This window comes from Nonomuraea turcica, assembly GCF_030718205.1.
In the GTDB taxonomy this organism is placed as follows: Bacteria; Actinomycetota; Actinomycetes; order Streptosporangiales; family Streptosporangiaceae; genus Nonomuraea.
This window is the reverse complement of record NZ_JAUZQF010000036.1, coordinates 1-14539: the sequence shown is the minus strand read 5'-3', so window position 1 is coordinate 14539 and position 14539 is coordinate 1. Positions and strand designations below refer to the sequence as shown.

At 69.2% G+C, this 14539-nt stretch carries 14 protein-coding genes; 5 read left to right on the top strand and 9 right to left on the bottom strand.

All coding sequences use genetic code 11. The annotated features are described in order from the left end of the window. Positions 1-114: 114 nt before the first annotated feature. The gene (locus tag Q9G87_RS53080) at positions 115-279 is read right to left on the bottom strand and encodes a hypothetical protein (protein WP_305924327.1); all 165 of its coding nucleotides are present in this window, start codon (positions 277-279) and stop codon (positions 115-117) included. Positions 280-554: 275 nt separating this feature from the next. Here Q9G87_RS53080 and Q9G87_RS53075 point away from each other — a divergent pair, with 275 nt between their 5' ends. The 3 genes from Q9G87_RS53075 (at position 555) to Q9G87_RS53065 (ending at position 3431) form a co-directional block, all read left to right on the top strand. Continuing rightward, positions 555-1898, top strand: coding sequence for a helix-turn-helix domain-containing protein (locus Q9G87_RS53075; RefSeq protein ID WP_305924326.1), 1344 nt, complete (start codon positions 555-557; stop codon positions 1896-1898). After that, entirely contained in the window at positions 1895-2500 is a 606-nt protein-coding gene (locus Q9G87_RS53070) for a YdcF family protein (RefSeq protein WP_305924325.1), read from the top strand. Before Q9G87_RS53075 ends, Q9G87_RS53070 begins: the two co-directional genes overlap by 4 nt. A 115-nt stretch (positions 2501-2615) precedes the next feature. After that, the gene (locus tag Q9G87_RS53065; protein ID WP_305924399.1) at positions 2616-3431 is read left to right on the top strand and encodes an SAM-dependent methyltransferase; all 816 of its coding nucleotides are present in this window, start codon (positions 2616-2618) and stop codon (positions 3429-3431) included. A 67-nt stretch (positions 3432-3498) separates the two neighbouring features. Here the strand turns inward: Q9G87_RS53065 and Q9G87_RS53060 are convergent, their stop codons facing one another. From Q9G87_RS53060 to Q9G87_RS53030, 7 genes are all read right to left on the bottom strand, one after another. Next, the gene (locus Q9G87_RS53060) at positions 3499-6786 is read right to left on the bottom strand and encodes an ATP-binding protein (protein WP_305924324.1); all 3288 of its coding nucleotides are present in this window, start codon (positions 6784-6786) and stop codon (positions 3499-3501) included. Between the two features lie 63 nt (positions 6787-6849). Next, entirely contained in the window at positions 6850-8052 is a 1203-nt protein-coding gene (locus Q9G87_RS53055) for a cytochrome P450 (protein WP_305924323.1), read from the bottom strand. A 94-nt stretch (positions 8053-8146) separates the two neighbouring features. After that, positions 8147-8875: a class I SAM-dependent DNA methyltransferase gene (locus Q9G87_RS53050; RefSeq protein ID WP_305924322.1), complete on the bottom strand. Its 729-nt coding sequence runs from the start codon at positions 8873-8875 to the stop codon at positions 8147-8149. Between the two features lie 38 nt (positions 8876-8913). Then, on the bottom strand, positions 8914-9756 hold the full coding sequence (locus Q9G87_RS53045; RefSeq protein ID WP_305924321.1) for an ABC transporter permease: 843 nt from the start codon (positions 9754-9756) through the stop codon (positions 8914-8916). Next, the gene (locus tag Q9G87_RS53040; RefSeq protein WP_305924320.1) at positions 9753-10721 is read right to left on the bottom strand and encodes an ATP-binding cassette domain-containing protein; all 969 of its coding nucleotides are present in this window, start codon (positions 10719-10721) and stop codon (positions 9753-9755) included. Before Q9G87_RS53040 ends, Q9G87_RS53045 begins: the two co-directional genes overlap by 4 nt. 13 nt (positions 10722-10734) lie before the next feature. After that, entirely contained in the window at positions 10735-11301 is a 567-nt protein-coding gene (locus tag Q9G87_RS53035; protein ID WP_305924319.1) for an NADPH-dependent FMN reductase, read from the bottom strand. 161 nt (positions 11302-11462) lie between these two features. Then, a complete protein-coding gene (locus Q9G87_RS53030; RefSeq protein WP_305924318.1) occupies positions 11463-11939 on the bottom strand; it encodes a hypothetical protein in 477 nt (158 codons plus the stop codon). Between the two features lie 189 nt (positions 11940-12128). Here Q9G87_RS53030 and Q9G87_RS61125 point away from each other — a divergent pair, with 189 nt between their 5' ends. Next, the gene (locus tag Q9G87_RS61125) at positions 12129-12317 is read left to right on the top strand and encodes a winged helix-turn-helix domain-containing protein (protein WP_371825975.1); all 189 of its coding nucleotides are present in this window, start codon (positions 12129-12131) and stop codon (positions 12315-12317) included. On the opposite strand, the gene Q9G87_RS53020 is transcribed toward Q9G87_RS61125, so the two are convergent. After that, on the bottom strand, positions 12283-13305 hold the full coding sequence (locus tag Q9G87_RS53020; RefSeq protein ID WP_305924317.1) for a LacI family DNA-binding transcriptional regulator: 1023 nt from the start codon (positions 13303-13305) through the stop codon (positions 12283-12285). The genes Q9G87_RS61125 and Q9G87_RS53020 overlap by 35 nt on opposite strands. A 219-nt stretch (positions 13306-13524) precedes the next feature. Here Q9G87_RS53020 and Q9G87_RS53015 point away from each other — a divergent pair, with 219 nt between their 5' ends. Next, on the top strand, positions 13525-14373 hold the full coding sequence (locus Q9G87_RS53015; RefSeq protein WP_305924316.1) for a carbohydrate ABC transporter permease: 849 nt from the start codon (positions 13525-13527) through the stop codon (positions 14371-14373). Positions 14374-14539 lie beyond the last annotated feature (166 nt).

Below are 14539 nucleotides of genomic sequence, written 5' to 3'. Positions count from 1 at the left end.
CGCAGCGTACGTTGGAGAGCCCGCTGTCGTCAGGCACCAAGATGGCGCGAAAGGCGATGTAGCCGCCTCCAGCACCTTCCATGATCTCCCAGCCGGGGAACCTCCTGGTCGTCGTCACAGCGCCCACCAACTGGGTCCGCGACTTTCATGGATCACGAGAGTCTTCTCCAAAGGGTTGTCGTTGGCCAGCGGCATGGCGCAGGCCAGGCGTCGCGGCAGCGCTCTGGCAGGACGCCCGGACCTGCGCCGGATCGTGCGGTGCAGCGGGGAAGTCGTCACCGGGCCGCTCCGCACGTAGCAGAGCCGTGCAGCAGATTCGGAGCTGAGCCGAGCCGCGTTGACTCGCATGGTGGTGTCGACGGGGTCGAGTGAGGCTGCCATGAGGTCGTTCCCCTACTGGGTGAGAGGCTGTGCGCGGCTTCGTCGCCGCTCATTTGAGCTGCGGTGATACCTGTGCAGCATGCGCTCCTTCAGGGCACGATGGAGGGGCACACAATGCGTGCCCACTTGTGTGCTCACAGCATGCCCACGCGCCGACCGAAAGGGATCATCAGGTGGAAACACCGGATCTCTCGCTTCCGGACCTGCTGAAACACTTGCGGGATGCGGCTGGAATGACGCAGCAGCAGTTGGCGGATGAGCTGTGCGCCATCACTGGCACGTTCACGCTCACCCGGCACGAGATCGGACGGTGGGAGCAGGGCCGAGTGCGGCCGCGTGCCTGGCTCCCCGCTCTGGCAGACCTTTTCAAGGTCGATCTGGAGACGCTCCGAAGAGCGCCGAATAGGAAGGCTTCGGTCGCTCCATACACTGAACCCACTGACGATGTGGAGCAGGTGGGCGAGGTGCTACGCCGGACGTTCCTGAGGCAGGGGATCGCGGCCGCCAGCGTGCCCGCCATGTGCTTGCACCGGGAACAACGCATCATCCAGGCCCTCGATGCAATTGCCGGGGAACCACTCGGCGGTGTTGTGGATGGCATCGGCGAACTCATCGACCACTACGCGGTGACGATCTGCACTCTTCCCCCGGCGGACGTGTACGACGAACTCCTCACGGTCAGGACATATGCGAGCCGCATGCTCCAGCATGTGGGATCAGTTTCGTCCCGTACCGACCTCGTGCTTGCCGTCGGTTGGCTGTCTCACCTGCTTGCCGTGGCCGCCTGCGACATGGGCCAGCACGCGTCAGCCCGGGTGTGGTGTTCCGACGCCGAGCGCCGCAGCCGGGAGACACGACATCCTGAGCTGGCGGCATGGGCCCTTCTAACCCGAGCGATGGTCGCGTGGTATCATTGGCAACCGCGCCAGTCGGCGATCCTCTCCGTCAAGGGCCAGAAGAACGCCTCTGAGGGCACGGTCGCTTACGCCAAGCTGGCCTCGCAGGAGATGCGCGCGGCGGCGATGGCTGGCGACGCCGACCGCATGACAAGCGCTCGACGTCGAGCGAGCAAAGCGATCGCGGTGCTTCCCGCCGATGCCCCTGTGACAGGTGCCTTCTCCATCAATCTGGCGGAAGACCCGCCGTACACCGCAACGTCTCTGCTGTTCGCAGGCCGCAATGAAGAGGCTGTGGTCGCCACCAACCGCGTGATCCAGACCGTCTACCAGCCGGAGGCGTGCCAACGTGGCGAGCACCCATCCGGCTATGCGCGCTCGCTGCTCATCCTGGGACTGGCCCAGGCCGGTCTTGGCCGCTTGGATGAGTCCGTAGCCGCAGGCCAAGCCGCGCTCGCAGGCAGCCGCCCGGCCTGGCCGACCATGGTGCTCGCGGGCAAGCTCGACAAGGTCCTGACACAGCAATTCCCCCAGGCTCGCCAGTCCGCGGAATACCACGCCCGCTATCTGGAGGCAGTCCGCGCTCCGGCAGGACGTCGACCTTGTGAGGATCGCGAATGACCGACGACGCCATCACTCCGGAGCAGATCGCTGTCATTACTGCGTTCGTCGACATCGAAGCCCCTCCTCCTGAGGGCCAGCCCACCGCGCATATTCTCTTCGGCACCAACCAAGTCCAACCCGTCGATATCGCGGCCGAGCGATATCACCGAGGGCTTGCCCCCCTCATCATCTGTACGGGCGGGGTCAATCGCCACAACGGCATTGTCGAGGGACGTACCTTCCATCGCCTGTTGCTCGATCGCGGTGTGCCCGACGGCGTCATCCGGTACGAGGATCGATCCATCAATACCTGGCAGAACGTCGAGCTGGCGCTGCCGTTCCTGCGCGAAGCGCTGACGGCGGGACTTGCTATCACGGCCGTCTGCAAGTGGTATCACCGCCGTGCGATTCATGCGCTGAAAGCTCTGGTGCCTGACATCGGCGGCTTGTACGCGATCACGTGGGAGCCTCGCTACGCGGGGAAACCGGTCACTCGGGGAGACTGGCCCAGCATTCCTGACGGCAGGCGGCGGGTGCTTCGTGAATGGGAAGAGGTGCCGCGGCGCGTCGCGGAGGGCAGCTTCAAGGACGCGAATCTCGCTGACGGGGCGTGGCACTGACTGCCCAGAGACGCCAGGTCTTCGGGCTGGGCGGATCCCCGGACGTGACCGCACCGGATCAGCTTGTTCACCGGCAATAAGCACATTCGAGACTATTGGCGTGGAATGATGTTTCATTGTGAGTGACAGCAACGCCGCCGCGTCGGCTTGGGCCCGCGTCGACACCACCGTGCCGCACTCTGCGAGGGTGTGGGACTTCCTGCTGGGCGGCAAAGATCACTTCCAGGTGGACCGCGAGGCCGGCCAGACCCTGCTGCGGTTGTTTCCCGACTTCGCGATGGTCGCCCGGCTGCAGCGCGAATTCCTCATTCGTGCCGTGCGCTACCTGGTGAAGGAGGCCGGGATCCGGCAATTCCTGGATATCGGCACCGGGCTGCCCACGGCGAACAACACGCACGAGGTCGCACAGGGGCTCGCGCCAGAATCGCGCGTGGTTTACGTGGACAACGATCCGATCGTGCTGGCGCACGCCCGGGCCCTGCTCACCAGCACGTCAGAAGGCGCCACGGCCTACATCGACGCCGATGTCCGCCGTCCCGACCTCATTCTGGGGCAGGCGGTCAGGACGCTGGACTTCTCCCGGCCGATCGCGCTCATGATGCTGAGCATCGCAGGGCAGCTGACCGACGATGACGATCCGCAGGGCATCGTCGACCGGCTGTTGGAGCCCCTCGCCGCCGGAAGCTATCTGGTGCTGAGCGACGGCACGAACACCAACCCGGCCCTGATCGAGGCGGTCTCCGCGTACAACAAGAGCGCCGCCAACACCTACCAGCTGCGCAGTCCGGAGCGGATTGCCGGCTTTTTCACCGGCCTGGAGCTGGTGGAGCCCGGCGTGGTGTCCACGCCGGAGTGGCGGCCTGAGCCGGACCGCTGGGACGATCCGGCCACTGTGGTGAGCGCTGTGTGCGGAGTGGCCCGCAGACCATGAGCCCGCGGCAGTCGATGGATGTTCCGTCCTCAAGACATCCCGTGCCATGACACGCGGCGCTGGGCGCTCAGAGGCGCCAGGTGGTCTCGTCCTCCGGCTGGTAGCGGCACGTCGACCCGGTGGAGATGGAAGCGCGCAGGTGGGCGGCCAGCTCGGGGTGGGTGTGATCGAGTTTGCGAAGCACGTCGCGGATCCTGGCCGTGACCGTCTTGCGGGCCCGCTCGGCCTCGTCTCCCAGGCGGCGGGTACGGCCGCCGAGGCCCGCCGCCGCCCGCAGCTCCTCCAGCAGCGCCGCGCGCTCCCGGTCGAACTCGGCCGCTCGCCCGTCGTCGCCCCGCTCCACGGCCCGGTCGATCTCCTCGTCCAGCTGGGTCAGGCGACGCCGGTAGCGGGTCTTGGCCTCCTCGTCGAGCACGTCGTCGCCGCCCATCCTGCGGGCCGCCACGACGAGCTCGCCGCCTTCCGGGTCCAGCAGGTGTACGGCAGGCACGTCCTCGCCCGGGCGGCTGAGGAGGGTGTGCAGGTCGCGTAGGCCTTTCGCGTCCGGCATGTGTGCGGCTCGGCCGGCGAAGACCAGCGACCAGACTGCCCCATCCCGCCGGAATTCTGCGCTCGGCGCGTGCTGCGCCGGGTTTCTCGGCCGGACCGGCAGGGGTGTCCAGGCGTTTCCGAGCAAGCCCGGCGCGTTGTCCTGGCCGGCGACGTGCGGGCCGTCCCACGGCAGGGTGGGCGGCTGGGTCTGGCGCGGCGGGCGTACGGACTCCAGCACGTGCGGCATGCCCAGCTCGGCCGCGTCCCGGCGGACGCCGTCCAGGAGGGGTTTCGCCGCTTCCACGTCGCCGGGCGACGCACGGGTGAGCAGCGTCTCGGCCAGGTGCGCCCGGGCCAGGACCGACCACGGCCGGGCCTGCATGCGGTCGGCGGAGCGGTAAGCGGCGGTGAGGTTGTCGACGGCCGCGTCCCAGCGGCCCTCCGCCGCGTCCACCATGCCGAGCCACAGGTCGTAAGGCCCGCTGATGTCCCAGCCCAGCAGCGCCACGGCCCATTGACCGCGGTGCGGGGACAGCGCGGCTCGGGCCGTGGCGCACAGCTCCGAGTCCTGGGTGGCCGCCGCCAGCTCGGCCTGCAGGCGCAGCCGGAGCGGCTGAGACATGCGGTCGCGGGGCTCGCTGTCGGCCAAGTGGCGCAGGGCGAGTTCGACGTCGCCGCTCTGCAGCGCCGTCAGCGCCTCCAGCAACCCTGGGCACGGGTGGCTGCTGCCTCTGAGCTCGTTGAGCATCTCCTCCTGCTCCTCGAGCCGGCCTTGTAGCCACGACATCGCCCAGCGGTGGTGCCGCAGCATGTAGACCATGTGGCCGTGGTGAGTGTCCAGGCGGACGTCCGACAGCAGTGTCTCGGCTTCGGCGAAGCGACCGGCGAGGGCCGCGATGATGCTTTCGTCGATCGCCGCGGTCATGACGAAGTGCGGTTGCTCGGTACGGCGGCCCTTGGCGGCGTAGTCGTGGAAGTGGTCGAGGTAGCGGGGGTCGCCCTGCTCGATCATGGCCACCCAGCGCAGCGCCCTGGCGAAGTGCTCCAGCTCGGGGTCCGAGGTGCGGCGGGCGAGGGTGACCAGCTCGCCGGTCAGCGCCACACGTTCGGCGGCGGTGCCCGGGCCCCAGATGATGTCGTGGTGCGCCCACAGGCTGAACGCCAGCGCGTCGTCGTCGCCTCCCTGCCTGGCCAGCTGGGCGAGGCGGACGACCAGGTCGAGCGCGAGCCGGTCGTCCGGCGCCGGGCCGCCGACCAGTCTGGCGTGGGCCTGTCTCAGCCGGTCGAGGGCCTTGTCACGGCCGTAGTGGGAGCGGAGGGTCAGGGCGACGCGGGCGGGCAGCTCGGCGTCGTCGAGGTCGTCGGCGATGGCGGCGGCCTGCTCGAAGAGGCGCTGTGCCTCGTCGCCTGCGCCCGTGTGGTGCAGCTCCTTGCCGAGCTCGAGTGCGACGATCGCGTGGGTGCGGGGATCGGCGGCGGCGCTCACCTCGTATGCCCGCCGCAGGTGGCCCAGCTGCTCCTCGCCCGCCATCCGGCCCCGCGCGTCCCGGGCCGCGGCGAGCAGCAGGCCCGTCGCCCGGCCGGGGTCGATGTGGTCGCCCGCCAGGTAAGCGTGCCTGGCCAGGTCGCTCGGCAGGATCCTGCCCGCGAGGCCGGAGGAGTCCGCGAGGCCGGGTGCGCGATCGAGGGCGGTGACCACTGCGGCGTGCAGGTCGCGTGGGTCGGCCAAAGAGTCGTAGAGGGTCTCGCGGACCAGGTCGTGCGCGAAGGCGAACGCGCCGCCGCCCTTGGTCACCACGAGCCTGGCCACCACGGCCAGCTCCAGCAGCCGGTCCACGTGCGCGACCGGCGCCGCCACGGTCGCGGCCAGCACCTGCCGGTGGAACTCGCGCCCCAGCACGGCCGCCGCCGGCAGCAACTCGGCGACCGGCCGCGGCAACAGGGAGAGACGGCGCAGCAACGCGTCGCGGATGCCGGGCGCGACGGCGGTGGCCGAGCCGCCGCTGCGCCACAACCGGGCGGTCTGCTCGACGAAGAACGGGTTGCCGCCCGTGCGCAGATGGACCTCGGCGACCAGGTCAGGCGGTGGCTCCTGGCCGGCGGTGCGGGCCATGAGGGCCGCGACCCCCGCCTCGTCGAGGCCGGTGAGTGTGATGGTGGTGGCCTTGGCGACGAGCGGTGACAGCAGGTCGCGCAGCGGGTGGTCGACCGGCTCCACCTCGGCGTCGCGGTAGGTGCCGATCAGCAGCAGCCGCTCGAACCAGGTCTGCTGGGCCGCGAACTCCAGCAGCCGCAGCGAGGCGGGGTCTGCCACGTGCAGGTCGTCGATGACGATCACGACCGGGCGGCGTTGCGCGAGCGCGACCAGGGCGGAGGTGACGGCGTCGTAGAGCCTGAAGGTGTCGGGAACCTCGTCCCCGCCCGGGGTGACCGTGAGGAAGGGGGACTGCCCCTGCCGAGCCTGGTCACCGTCCGGCATCGGGGCCTCGCCGAGGAGGGCGGCCAGGCTGGCGCCCGCTGCCGCCTGCGCCGCGGCCCACTCCTCCGGCTCGGCCCCGCGGCGCAGGGCCCGGATGACCTGGGTCCACGGCCAGTAGCCCGGGGCGCTGCCGGAGTCCCAGCACGCGCCGCCCACCACCAGCGCGCCCTGCCGCCTGGCCTCGCGCGCCGCGCTCGTGACGAGCGTGGTCTTGCCGATGCCCGCCTCGCCCGTGACCAGCACCAGGCCGCCGTGGCTACCGATCAGCCGGGTGATCTCGGCACGCAGCAACGCGGCAGGGTGGTCCCTGCCGATGAGCTCGTGTGTGGCGGCGTCGATAGGCATGACGGTTGTTCACGCTACCCGCCGCCACCGACAAAGCCACCGACCAAGCCACCGGCACATCCGCTACCAGGCGACCTCCAGGGAGGACAGGCCGTAGACGATGCTGGACGAGCGGAACTGCGGTGTGTTCTCTGTCGGGCGCAACCCGGGGAACCGCCGGAACAGCGCCGGGAATGCGATCTTCAGCTCCATGCGGGCGAGCGGGGCCCCCAGGCAGTGGTGGACGCCGTGACCGAAGGCGACGTGGCCGGGCAGGCCGCGTACGAGGTCGAACTTGTCCGCGTCGGCCATGAGCCCAGGGTCGCGGTTGGCGGCGGACAGGGCGCAGATCACCAGGTCGCCGGCCGCGATCTTCTTCCCGCCGAGCTCGACATCGGTCGTGGCGACCTTGGTGGTGCCCGAGTTCACGATGCTGAGCCAGCGCAGCAGCTCCTCCACCGCGCCGTCGATCCACTCGGGCTCCTTCTTCAGCAGCTCCAGCTGCTCGGGGTGACGCAGCAGCGCCAGCGTGCCCAGGGAGAGCATGTTGGAGGTGGTCTCGTGCCCGGCGAACAGCAGCAGGCTCCCGATGCCGATGAGCTCGTCGGTGGTCAGGTCGTCGCCGTGCTCGCGGACCAGCATGCCGAGCAGGTCCTCGCCCGGGTCCGCCTGGATGCGCCGGACCAGGTCCTCCATGTAAGCGCGCGCCTGGAACTGCAGCCCCACCCGCTCCTCGGCGGGCACGGTCATGTCGAGCATCCTGCTGGAGCGGTATTGGAAGCCCTCGCGCTCCTCGTACGGGACGCCGAGCAGCTCGCAGATCACCAGCGACGGGATCGGCAGCGCGAACGACGACACCAGGTCGGCCGGGGACCCGGCGGCCTCCATCGCGTCCAGGTGGTCGTCGATGATGCGCTTGATCCGCGGCTCCAGACGGCGCATGCGCCGGATCGTGAACTCGGGGGTCAGCATGCGCCGCAGCCGCGTGTGCTCTGGCGGGTCCACGCCGATCAGATTGCCCGCGTTGATCTTGGCGAGCTGCTCCTTGGTCAGCTCCGGCGCTCCAGGGAGCCGGGCAATGGTCTGTGGTGCGATCTTGAATCGCTCGGCGTCGCCGAGCACCTCGCGTACATCTGCGTACCGGGTCACGAGCCAGGCCTCCGCCCCGCCGCCGTACACGCTGGGGACCCGCTTGACCCCCTCCTCGTCACGTGCCGCCGCCAGCTCCGGAGCCGGGTCGAACTCCACCCGCCGCATGTGCAGCGGCATCGCCGAGGACTCGGTCATGGGGAACCCCTTGATGATCGTCGTTGGTCGCGTAAACCGTAACAACCTCGGAGGGGCCGTTCCAGTGTGATCGCCGATCAGATATGAGACCGAATCACGTCTTCCGCCACACCGATACATGGCTGCGGCTCTCGCCGGTGAAGGGCTCCCGTTTCCAGCCGGCCCAGCGCTCGTGCAACGTCATCCCGGCCAGCCGCGCCATGAGATCCAGCTCCGCCGGCCACACGTAGCGGTGCGGCGTCGAGCGGGTCTCGAGCTGACCGTCCACCACCCAGTAGTGATGGGAGTACGCGATCTGCGTCGCGACGTCGTACTCCTCGAAACCCAGGTGCTCGGGCGTCACGGTGAACGGGTGGACGGTCTGGCCGGGCGGGAGCCGGCGCAGCTCGGGGACGTACACCTCGATGACGAAGCAGCCGCCCGGCTCCAACTGCGCCGCCACCGAGCGGAAGCACTCGACCTGCTCGTCCTGCGTCGTCAGGTTGGTGATCGTGTTGCGCACCAGGTACGCCACCTTGAAGGGCCCGCTCACCCTGGTGGTCGCGAAGTCGCCGATCGTCACGCCGACGTTCTCCGAGCCGGGCGCGGCCCGCAGCCGCGCCGCCATGGCCGGGGACAGCTCGATCCCGTGCACGGGGACACCGCGCCGGCTGAGCGGCAGGGCGATGCGGCCGGTGCCGACGCCAAGTTCGAGAGCGGCGCCGGATCCGGCAAGCTCGACGAGGAAGTCCACCACCGGATCGACCACCGCCGGGTCGAACAGTTCAGGCCACTTGGCTTCGTACGTCTCCGCGGTCCGTTCGTCGAAGCTGTTCTCTGGCATAACCCATCTGTGCCCGGGGGACCGGGCACAGACGCGGCTTACTTGCGGTTGTAGAGCCGCATGGTCAGCGTGCCGAAGACCGCGATCAGGACACCTGAGGACACCAGGACCCACGTGATCTCACCGGCGTCCGGCGTGCCGCCCATCAGGGACCGTACGGCGCTCACCAGGTGGGTGATCGGGCTGGCGTTCACGAACACCTGCAGCCAGCCCGGCATGGTGGACGGATCGACATAGACGTTGCTCAGGAAGGTCAGCGGCATCAGCACCAGCATGCTGACCCCCATCACCGACTTCTCGCTGCGCAACAGCAGCCCGAACATGGTCCACAACCAGGAGAACGCGAACGAGAAGGCGAGCAGGAGCAGGATTCCGCCCACCGCGCCGGTGACCCCGCCCAGCGGGCGGAAGCCCAGCACCAGCCCGACCGCCAGGATGACGACCGAGGCGATCGTGTACCGCAGCAGGTCGCCCAGCAGGTAGCCGACCATGGTGGATGGCCGCCAGATCGGCAGGGTGCGGAAGCGGTCGAAGACCCCCTTCTCGATGTCCTTGTTGACCTCCACACCGGTGTACATAGTGATCATCACGACGCTCGTCACCATGATGCCCGGCAGCAGGAACTGTAGGTATTCGGTCGGCGACCCGGCCAGCGCGCCGCCGAACAGGTACGTGAACATCAGCGTCATCATCAGGGGGAACGCCGTCACGTCGAAGAGCTGCTCGGGCACGTGCTTGATCTTCAACATCGCCCGCCAGCCGAACGTGACCGACGCCGACCAGGCGCTCGGCCGCGGCGGTCTCGCCCCCGGCGCCAGGACCGTGCCCAGGGCGTCGGCCGCGGGCGCGTACGTGGTGCCGCTCTCGGTAGTTGTGCTCATGCTGCCGCCTCCTCGGTGGCGCGGTGGTCGGTGAGGGCCAGGAAGACCTCGTCCAGGCTGGGCTGGCCGAGGGAGAAGTCGTCGACGACGATGCCGGCCTCGGCCAGCCGGTGGAGGGCACGCGAGGCCTGCTCCGCCTCGTTGCCGCTCCCGGTGACGCGCGCGGTCAGGGCGACCGGGTCGGACTCCAGGTAGACGGGCGCGTCCAGGGTTTCAGCCAGCACCCGCTCGGCGTCGGGGCGGGTGGCCGGGTCACGCAGCCGTACGTGGACCGAGCCCGCGCCGACGGACGACTTCAGCTCGCCCGGAGTGCCCTCGGCGATGACCCTGCCGTGGTCGATGACCGCGATGCGGCTCGCGAGCCGGTCGGCCTCCTCCAGGTATTGCGTGGTCAGCAGCACTGTGGTGCCGTGGGCCACGACGATGCGGACGATGTCCCAGACGTTGTTGCGGCTGCGCGGGTCCAGCCCGGTGGTCGGCTCGTCCAGGAAGAGCAGGTCGGGCGTGTTGAGGATGCTGGCCGCGATGTCGATGCGCCGCCGCATGCCGCCCGAGTACGTCTTGACCTGCCGCCCCCCGGCCTCCGCCAGCCCGAACGCCTCCAGCAGTTGTGCCGCCCGCTCCCTGGCGGCGGGCTTGCGGTGGCCGAGCAGGCGGGCGAGCAGGATCAGGTTCTCCTCGCCGGTCATCTCCTCGTCCACGGAGGCGTACTGGCCGGTCAGGCTCACCCGGCTCCGTACGGCGTCCGCCTCGCGTACCACGTCGTGCCCGAACACGCTCGCCTGACCGCCGTCCGGTTTCAGCAGCGTGGCCAGCATGCGCACCGCGGTCGTCTTGCCCGCGCCGTTGGGGCCGAGCACGCCGTACACGGCGCCGGCCGGCACCTTGAGGTCGAGTCCGTCGACGGCCCGGGTGTCGCCGAAGGTCTTGACCAGTCCTGAGGTCTCTATCGCCAGCATGATCATCCTTTCCCTGAAGTCACGAGACGTACGGCTGGGCGCGGCGGGCGTCCCGCAGGGCGCGGCCCCACCACGTGAGCTGGTCGAGCATGGCCGCGATCGCACGCAGCCGGTCGTCGGTGTCGCGGGGCCGCCCGCATCCCTCGAAGCCCTCCCCGAGCAGGTCCAGCCCTACCCAGTCGCGCATGGTGACGGCGTGCAGGGCGCAGAAGACTGTACGGAGCTGCTCGACCGCGTAGAGTCCGGCCGAGCCTGAGCCGTAGGCCACGAATCCGACCGGCTTGGCCTGCCACTCGTCGTAGGCGAAGTCGATCGCCTGCTTGAGCGAGGCGGGGAAGCTGCGGTTGTACTCGGGCGTGACCACCACGAACGCCTCCGCGCCGCCGACCGCCGCGGTGAAGCCACGCATGGCGGGGGTGGCGGCGGCCGGATAGCAGCCGGGAAAGGCGTACCCGGCCAGGTCGAGCACCTCGACCGCGAGGTCCTCACGGCAGCGGGCGCGCTCGGCGAACCAGTGCCCGACCGCGTCGCCGACGCGCCCGACCCGGGTGCTGCCGATGATCACCGTTACCCGCAACGGGCTCATGGTCCGCCCCCTCCCTTCTGCGCCGTCACTCTCCAGGCGCGAGAAAGGCCGCTAGATCAGATCTAGCGGCCTGGAGGCACACACAATGACCCCGCCGAGACCAGCAGGGGAGAGGGATCCAATGGGCTGGTCTCGGCGGGGTGGCTCGGAAAGGGGTGCGGTCATCGCCCGTCGTGGTGGCGGTCGTCACGCGGCTTCTTGGCGTCGACCACGGTGAACGAGGCGGTGGCGACCTTGTTGCCGACCTTGACGGTCACGGTCTTCTTGCCCGGCTTGGACTTGGCCGGCGCGGTCAGCGTGAGAGTGGCGCGGCCGCCGGACAGCGCCACGCGGTACGTCTTGCCCTCAGGGCTCGTCACCGTGGCCCTGCCCGAGGAAACGCCCTTGGCCACGATCGTCACCTCGTAGGTGTCGCCGGCCCGCACGCGGCCGGGCTCCACGGAGACCTTGACCGCGACCCGGCGCTTGGCGTCCTGGTCCCACGCCGGGTACACGTTCACGGGCTGCGCCGGATCCAGCGTCGTGATCGTCACTGTGGGCTGGGGCTTGGGCGTGTCCGCGAGGGCGGCGCCCGAGAACGGCAGGGTGAGCAGGGCCGCACTGACGAGGGTCACGGTGAGGGGCTTGGCGAAGCGCACGAGTTAACAATCCAATCCGGGACGGACCTGGCCGAACATCTGTATTCAGCTCCCGAAGGCCGTCCTCATGCCGAACACTCTGCAAGCCGAATCTAAGAGCGATCTGTCACGACCATATGAATCGCATGAGCGCAGCTCGTGGCCCTGACCTGTATTCCGTGATCTCCACCACACGACTTCTCTCATGCGATTTTCAGCTCTTTATCGGGTTCTTTCTCAGGATCCGCGCGAGGCTCGGGAAACGGGCCCGTACGCTGCTCACAGGCAATTTCCTACCTGCGCCGCAAGATCGACAACGAGCATGGGCCGATGATCCATACGGTGCGTGGCGCGGGCTACATGCTCAGACCCGCGGGGACCCACCCGTGCTCGATCTGATGACGAGGGCCGTGGGCAACTCCGTGCGGGTCGCGGGCGCGCCGGACAGCAGCGCGGTCAGGGCAGCGGAGCCCAGCTCGGGCCACGGCTGGCGGACGGTCGTCAGGGCCGGTGAGACATGCTCGGCCGCCCACGAGTCGTCGTAGCCGACCACGCTCACGTCATCGGGCACATGGAGCCCGTGCTCGCCGAGGGCCTGGTAGACCCCGACGGCCATCGAGTCGGAGCAGGCGAAGACGGCGGTCGGCGGCTCGGGGAGCGTGGCGAGCAGTTCCCGGGTGGCCCGCGAGGCACCCTCGGTCTGGAAATATCCGCACACTTCCCACCGCGGGTCCACCCGTAGCCCGGCCGCGGCCATGGCGTCGCGGTAGCCGGCCAGCCGCTCGGCCGCGCACGGCACCCCCGGGCGGCCGGTGACGATGGCGATGCGCTCGTGTCCGAGGTTGATCAGGTGCTCGGTGGCGGTCCTGGCGCCGGCCCGGTTGGCCGAGACGACGACCGGCACCCCGGGCGAGGGCTTGCGCCGGGGGTCCACGATCACCGTCGGGATTCCGCGGTCGGCCAGCCACGTCCGCTGCGTGGCGGTCGGCGACGTGCGCACCAGCAGCACGCCCGCGCTGTCGCGGGCACTGATCCGGTCCAGCCAGGCAGGCGGCGGCTGGCCGTTCTTGGTGCGGTCGACCACCGCGGAGACCACCAGGTCCACGCCCAGCCGCCAGGCCGCGTCCTCGACGCCGCCGAGGATCGCCAGCGCGTACACCGAGTCCAGGCCCTGCAGCATGACGTCGACCAGGCTGCCGCGCGCCGGCTTGACGCGCTGTCTGGGGTAGCCGCGCCGCTCCAGCACCTCGGCGATCAGGCGGCGGGTATGGGGGGAGACGTCGGATCTGCCGTTGAGCGCTTTGGAAACGGTTGCGACGGACACGCCGGCCTCACGGGCGATCACCGCTAGCTTGGGAAGCGGCTGGGGCTGGTCGTCGGCGGTCATGTCCCCACTTTCCTCCGCGCGCCGGGTAAAAGGCCAGGCCATGAGACCGAAAATTTCGAGATTTCGGCATTTGCCCTGATGGTGGCGCCGGCGCGCTTCCACGCCATTGACGTTGCGGTCGTGCTACCGCAACGTTTCCTGCAACCGATTGCACCCCTGCCCCCGAAGGAGTCGTGCACGTTGGCGCCACCACGCCGAGCGGGACCTTGGACACCATATGTGCTGATCGCGCCGTCGTTGATCGCGATGCTCGGGTTCCTCGTCTACCCGATGGGCAGCGTGCTGTACTACAGCCTCCAGCACTACAACGTGACCAAACCCTGGGACAACGGCTTCGCCGGGCTGGAGAACTTCCGCACGCTGCTGTTCGAGGACCCGATCTTCTGGCAGAGCCTCGGCTTCAGCGTCAAGTGGGTGGTCGTCGAGGTCGTGCTGCAGTTGCTGCTCGGGCTCGCGCTCGCGCTGATCGTCAACGAGAGCTTCGTCGGTCGGGCGTTGTCACGGGCGCTGGTCTTCTCCCCGTGGGCGGTCTCCGGGGTGCTGACCACCGCGATCTGGGTGCTGCTGTACAACCCGTTCACCGGGATGTCGCGCTATCTGGCGGACATGGGGTTGATGGAGTATGGGGCGGCCCCGCTGGCGAACCCGGATACCGTGTTCTGGGCGGCTGTGCTGGCCGAGCTGTGGCGTGGGGTGCCGTTCTTCGCCATCCTGCTCCTGGCCGACCTGCAGTCGGTGTCGAAGGACCTGTACGAGGCCGCCGCCGTGGATGGCGCGAGCCGGTTGCGCCGATTCCTGCACATCACGCTGCCGCATCTGCGGGACGCGATCATCCTGTCCACGCTGCTGCGCTCGGTGTGGGAGTTCAACAACGTCGACCTGCTCTACACGCTGACCGGCGGCGGTCCCGCGCACCAGACCACCACGCTGCCGCTGTACGTCGCGCAGCAGGCCGCCCAGTCGCACAACTTCGGCTACGCGACCGCGTTGACCACGGTGGCGTTCCTGATCCTGACCTTCTTCTCCATCGCCTACCTGCGGCTGAGCAAGTTCGGAGCCAAGTCATGAGGGGGGCGCGCCGCTGGCAGATCTACGTCCCGCTGGGCCTGTACCTGCTGTTCACGCTGGTGCCCTTCTACTGGATGCTGGTCTTCGCGTTCCGGCCGAGGGGATCCACGTCGATCCTGCCGTGGCCGATCACGTTCGAGCACTTCGACACGGTCTGGAATGGGAT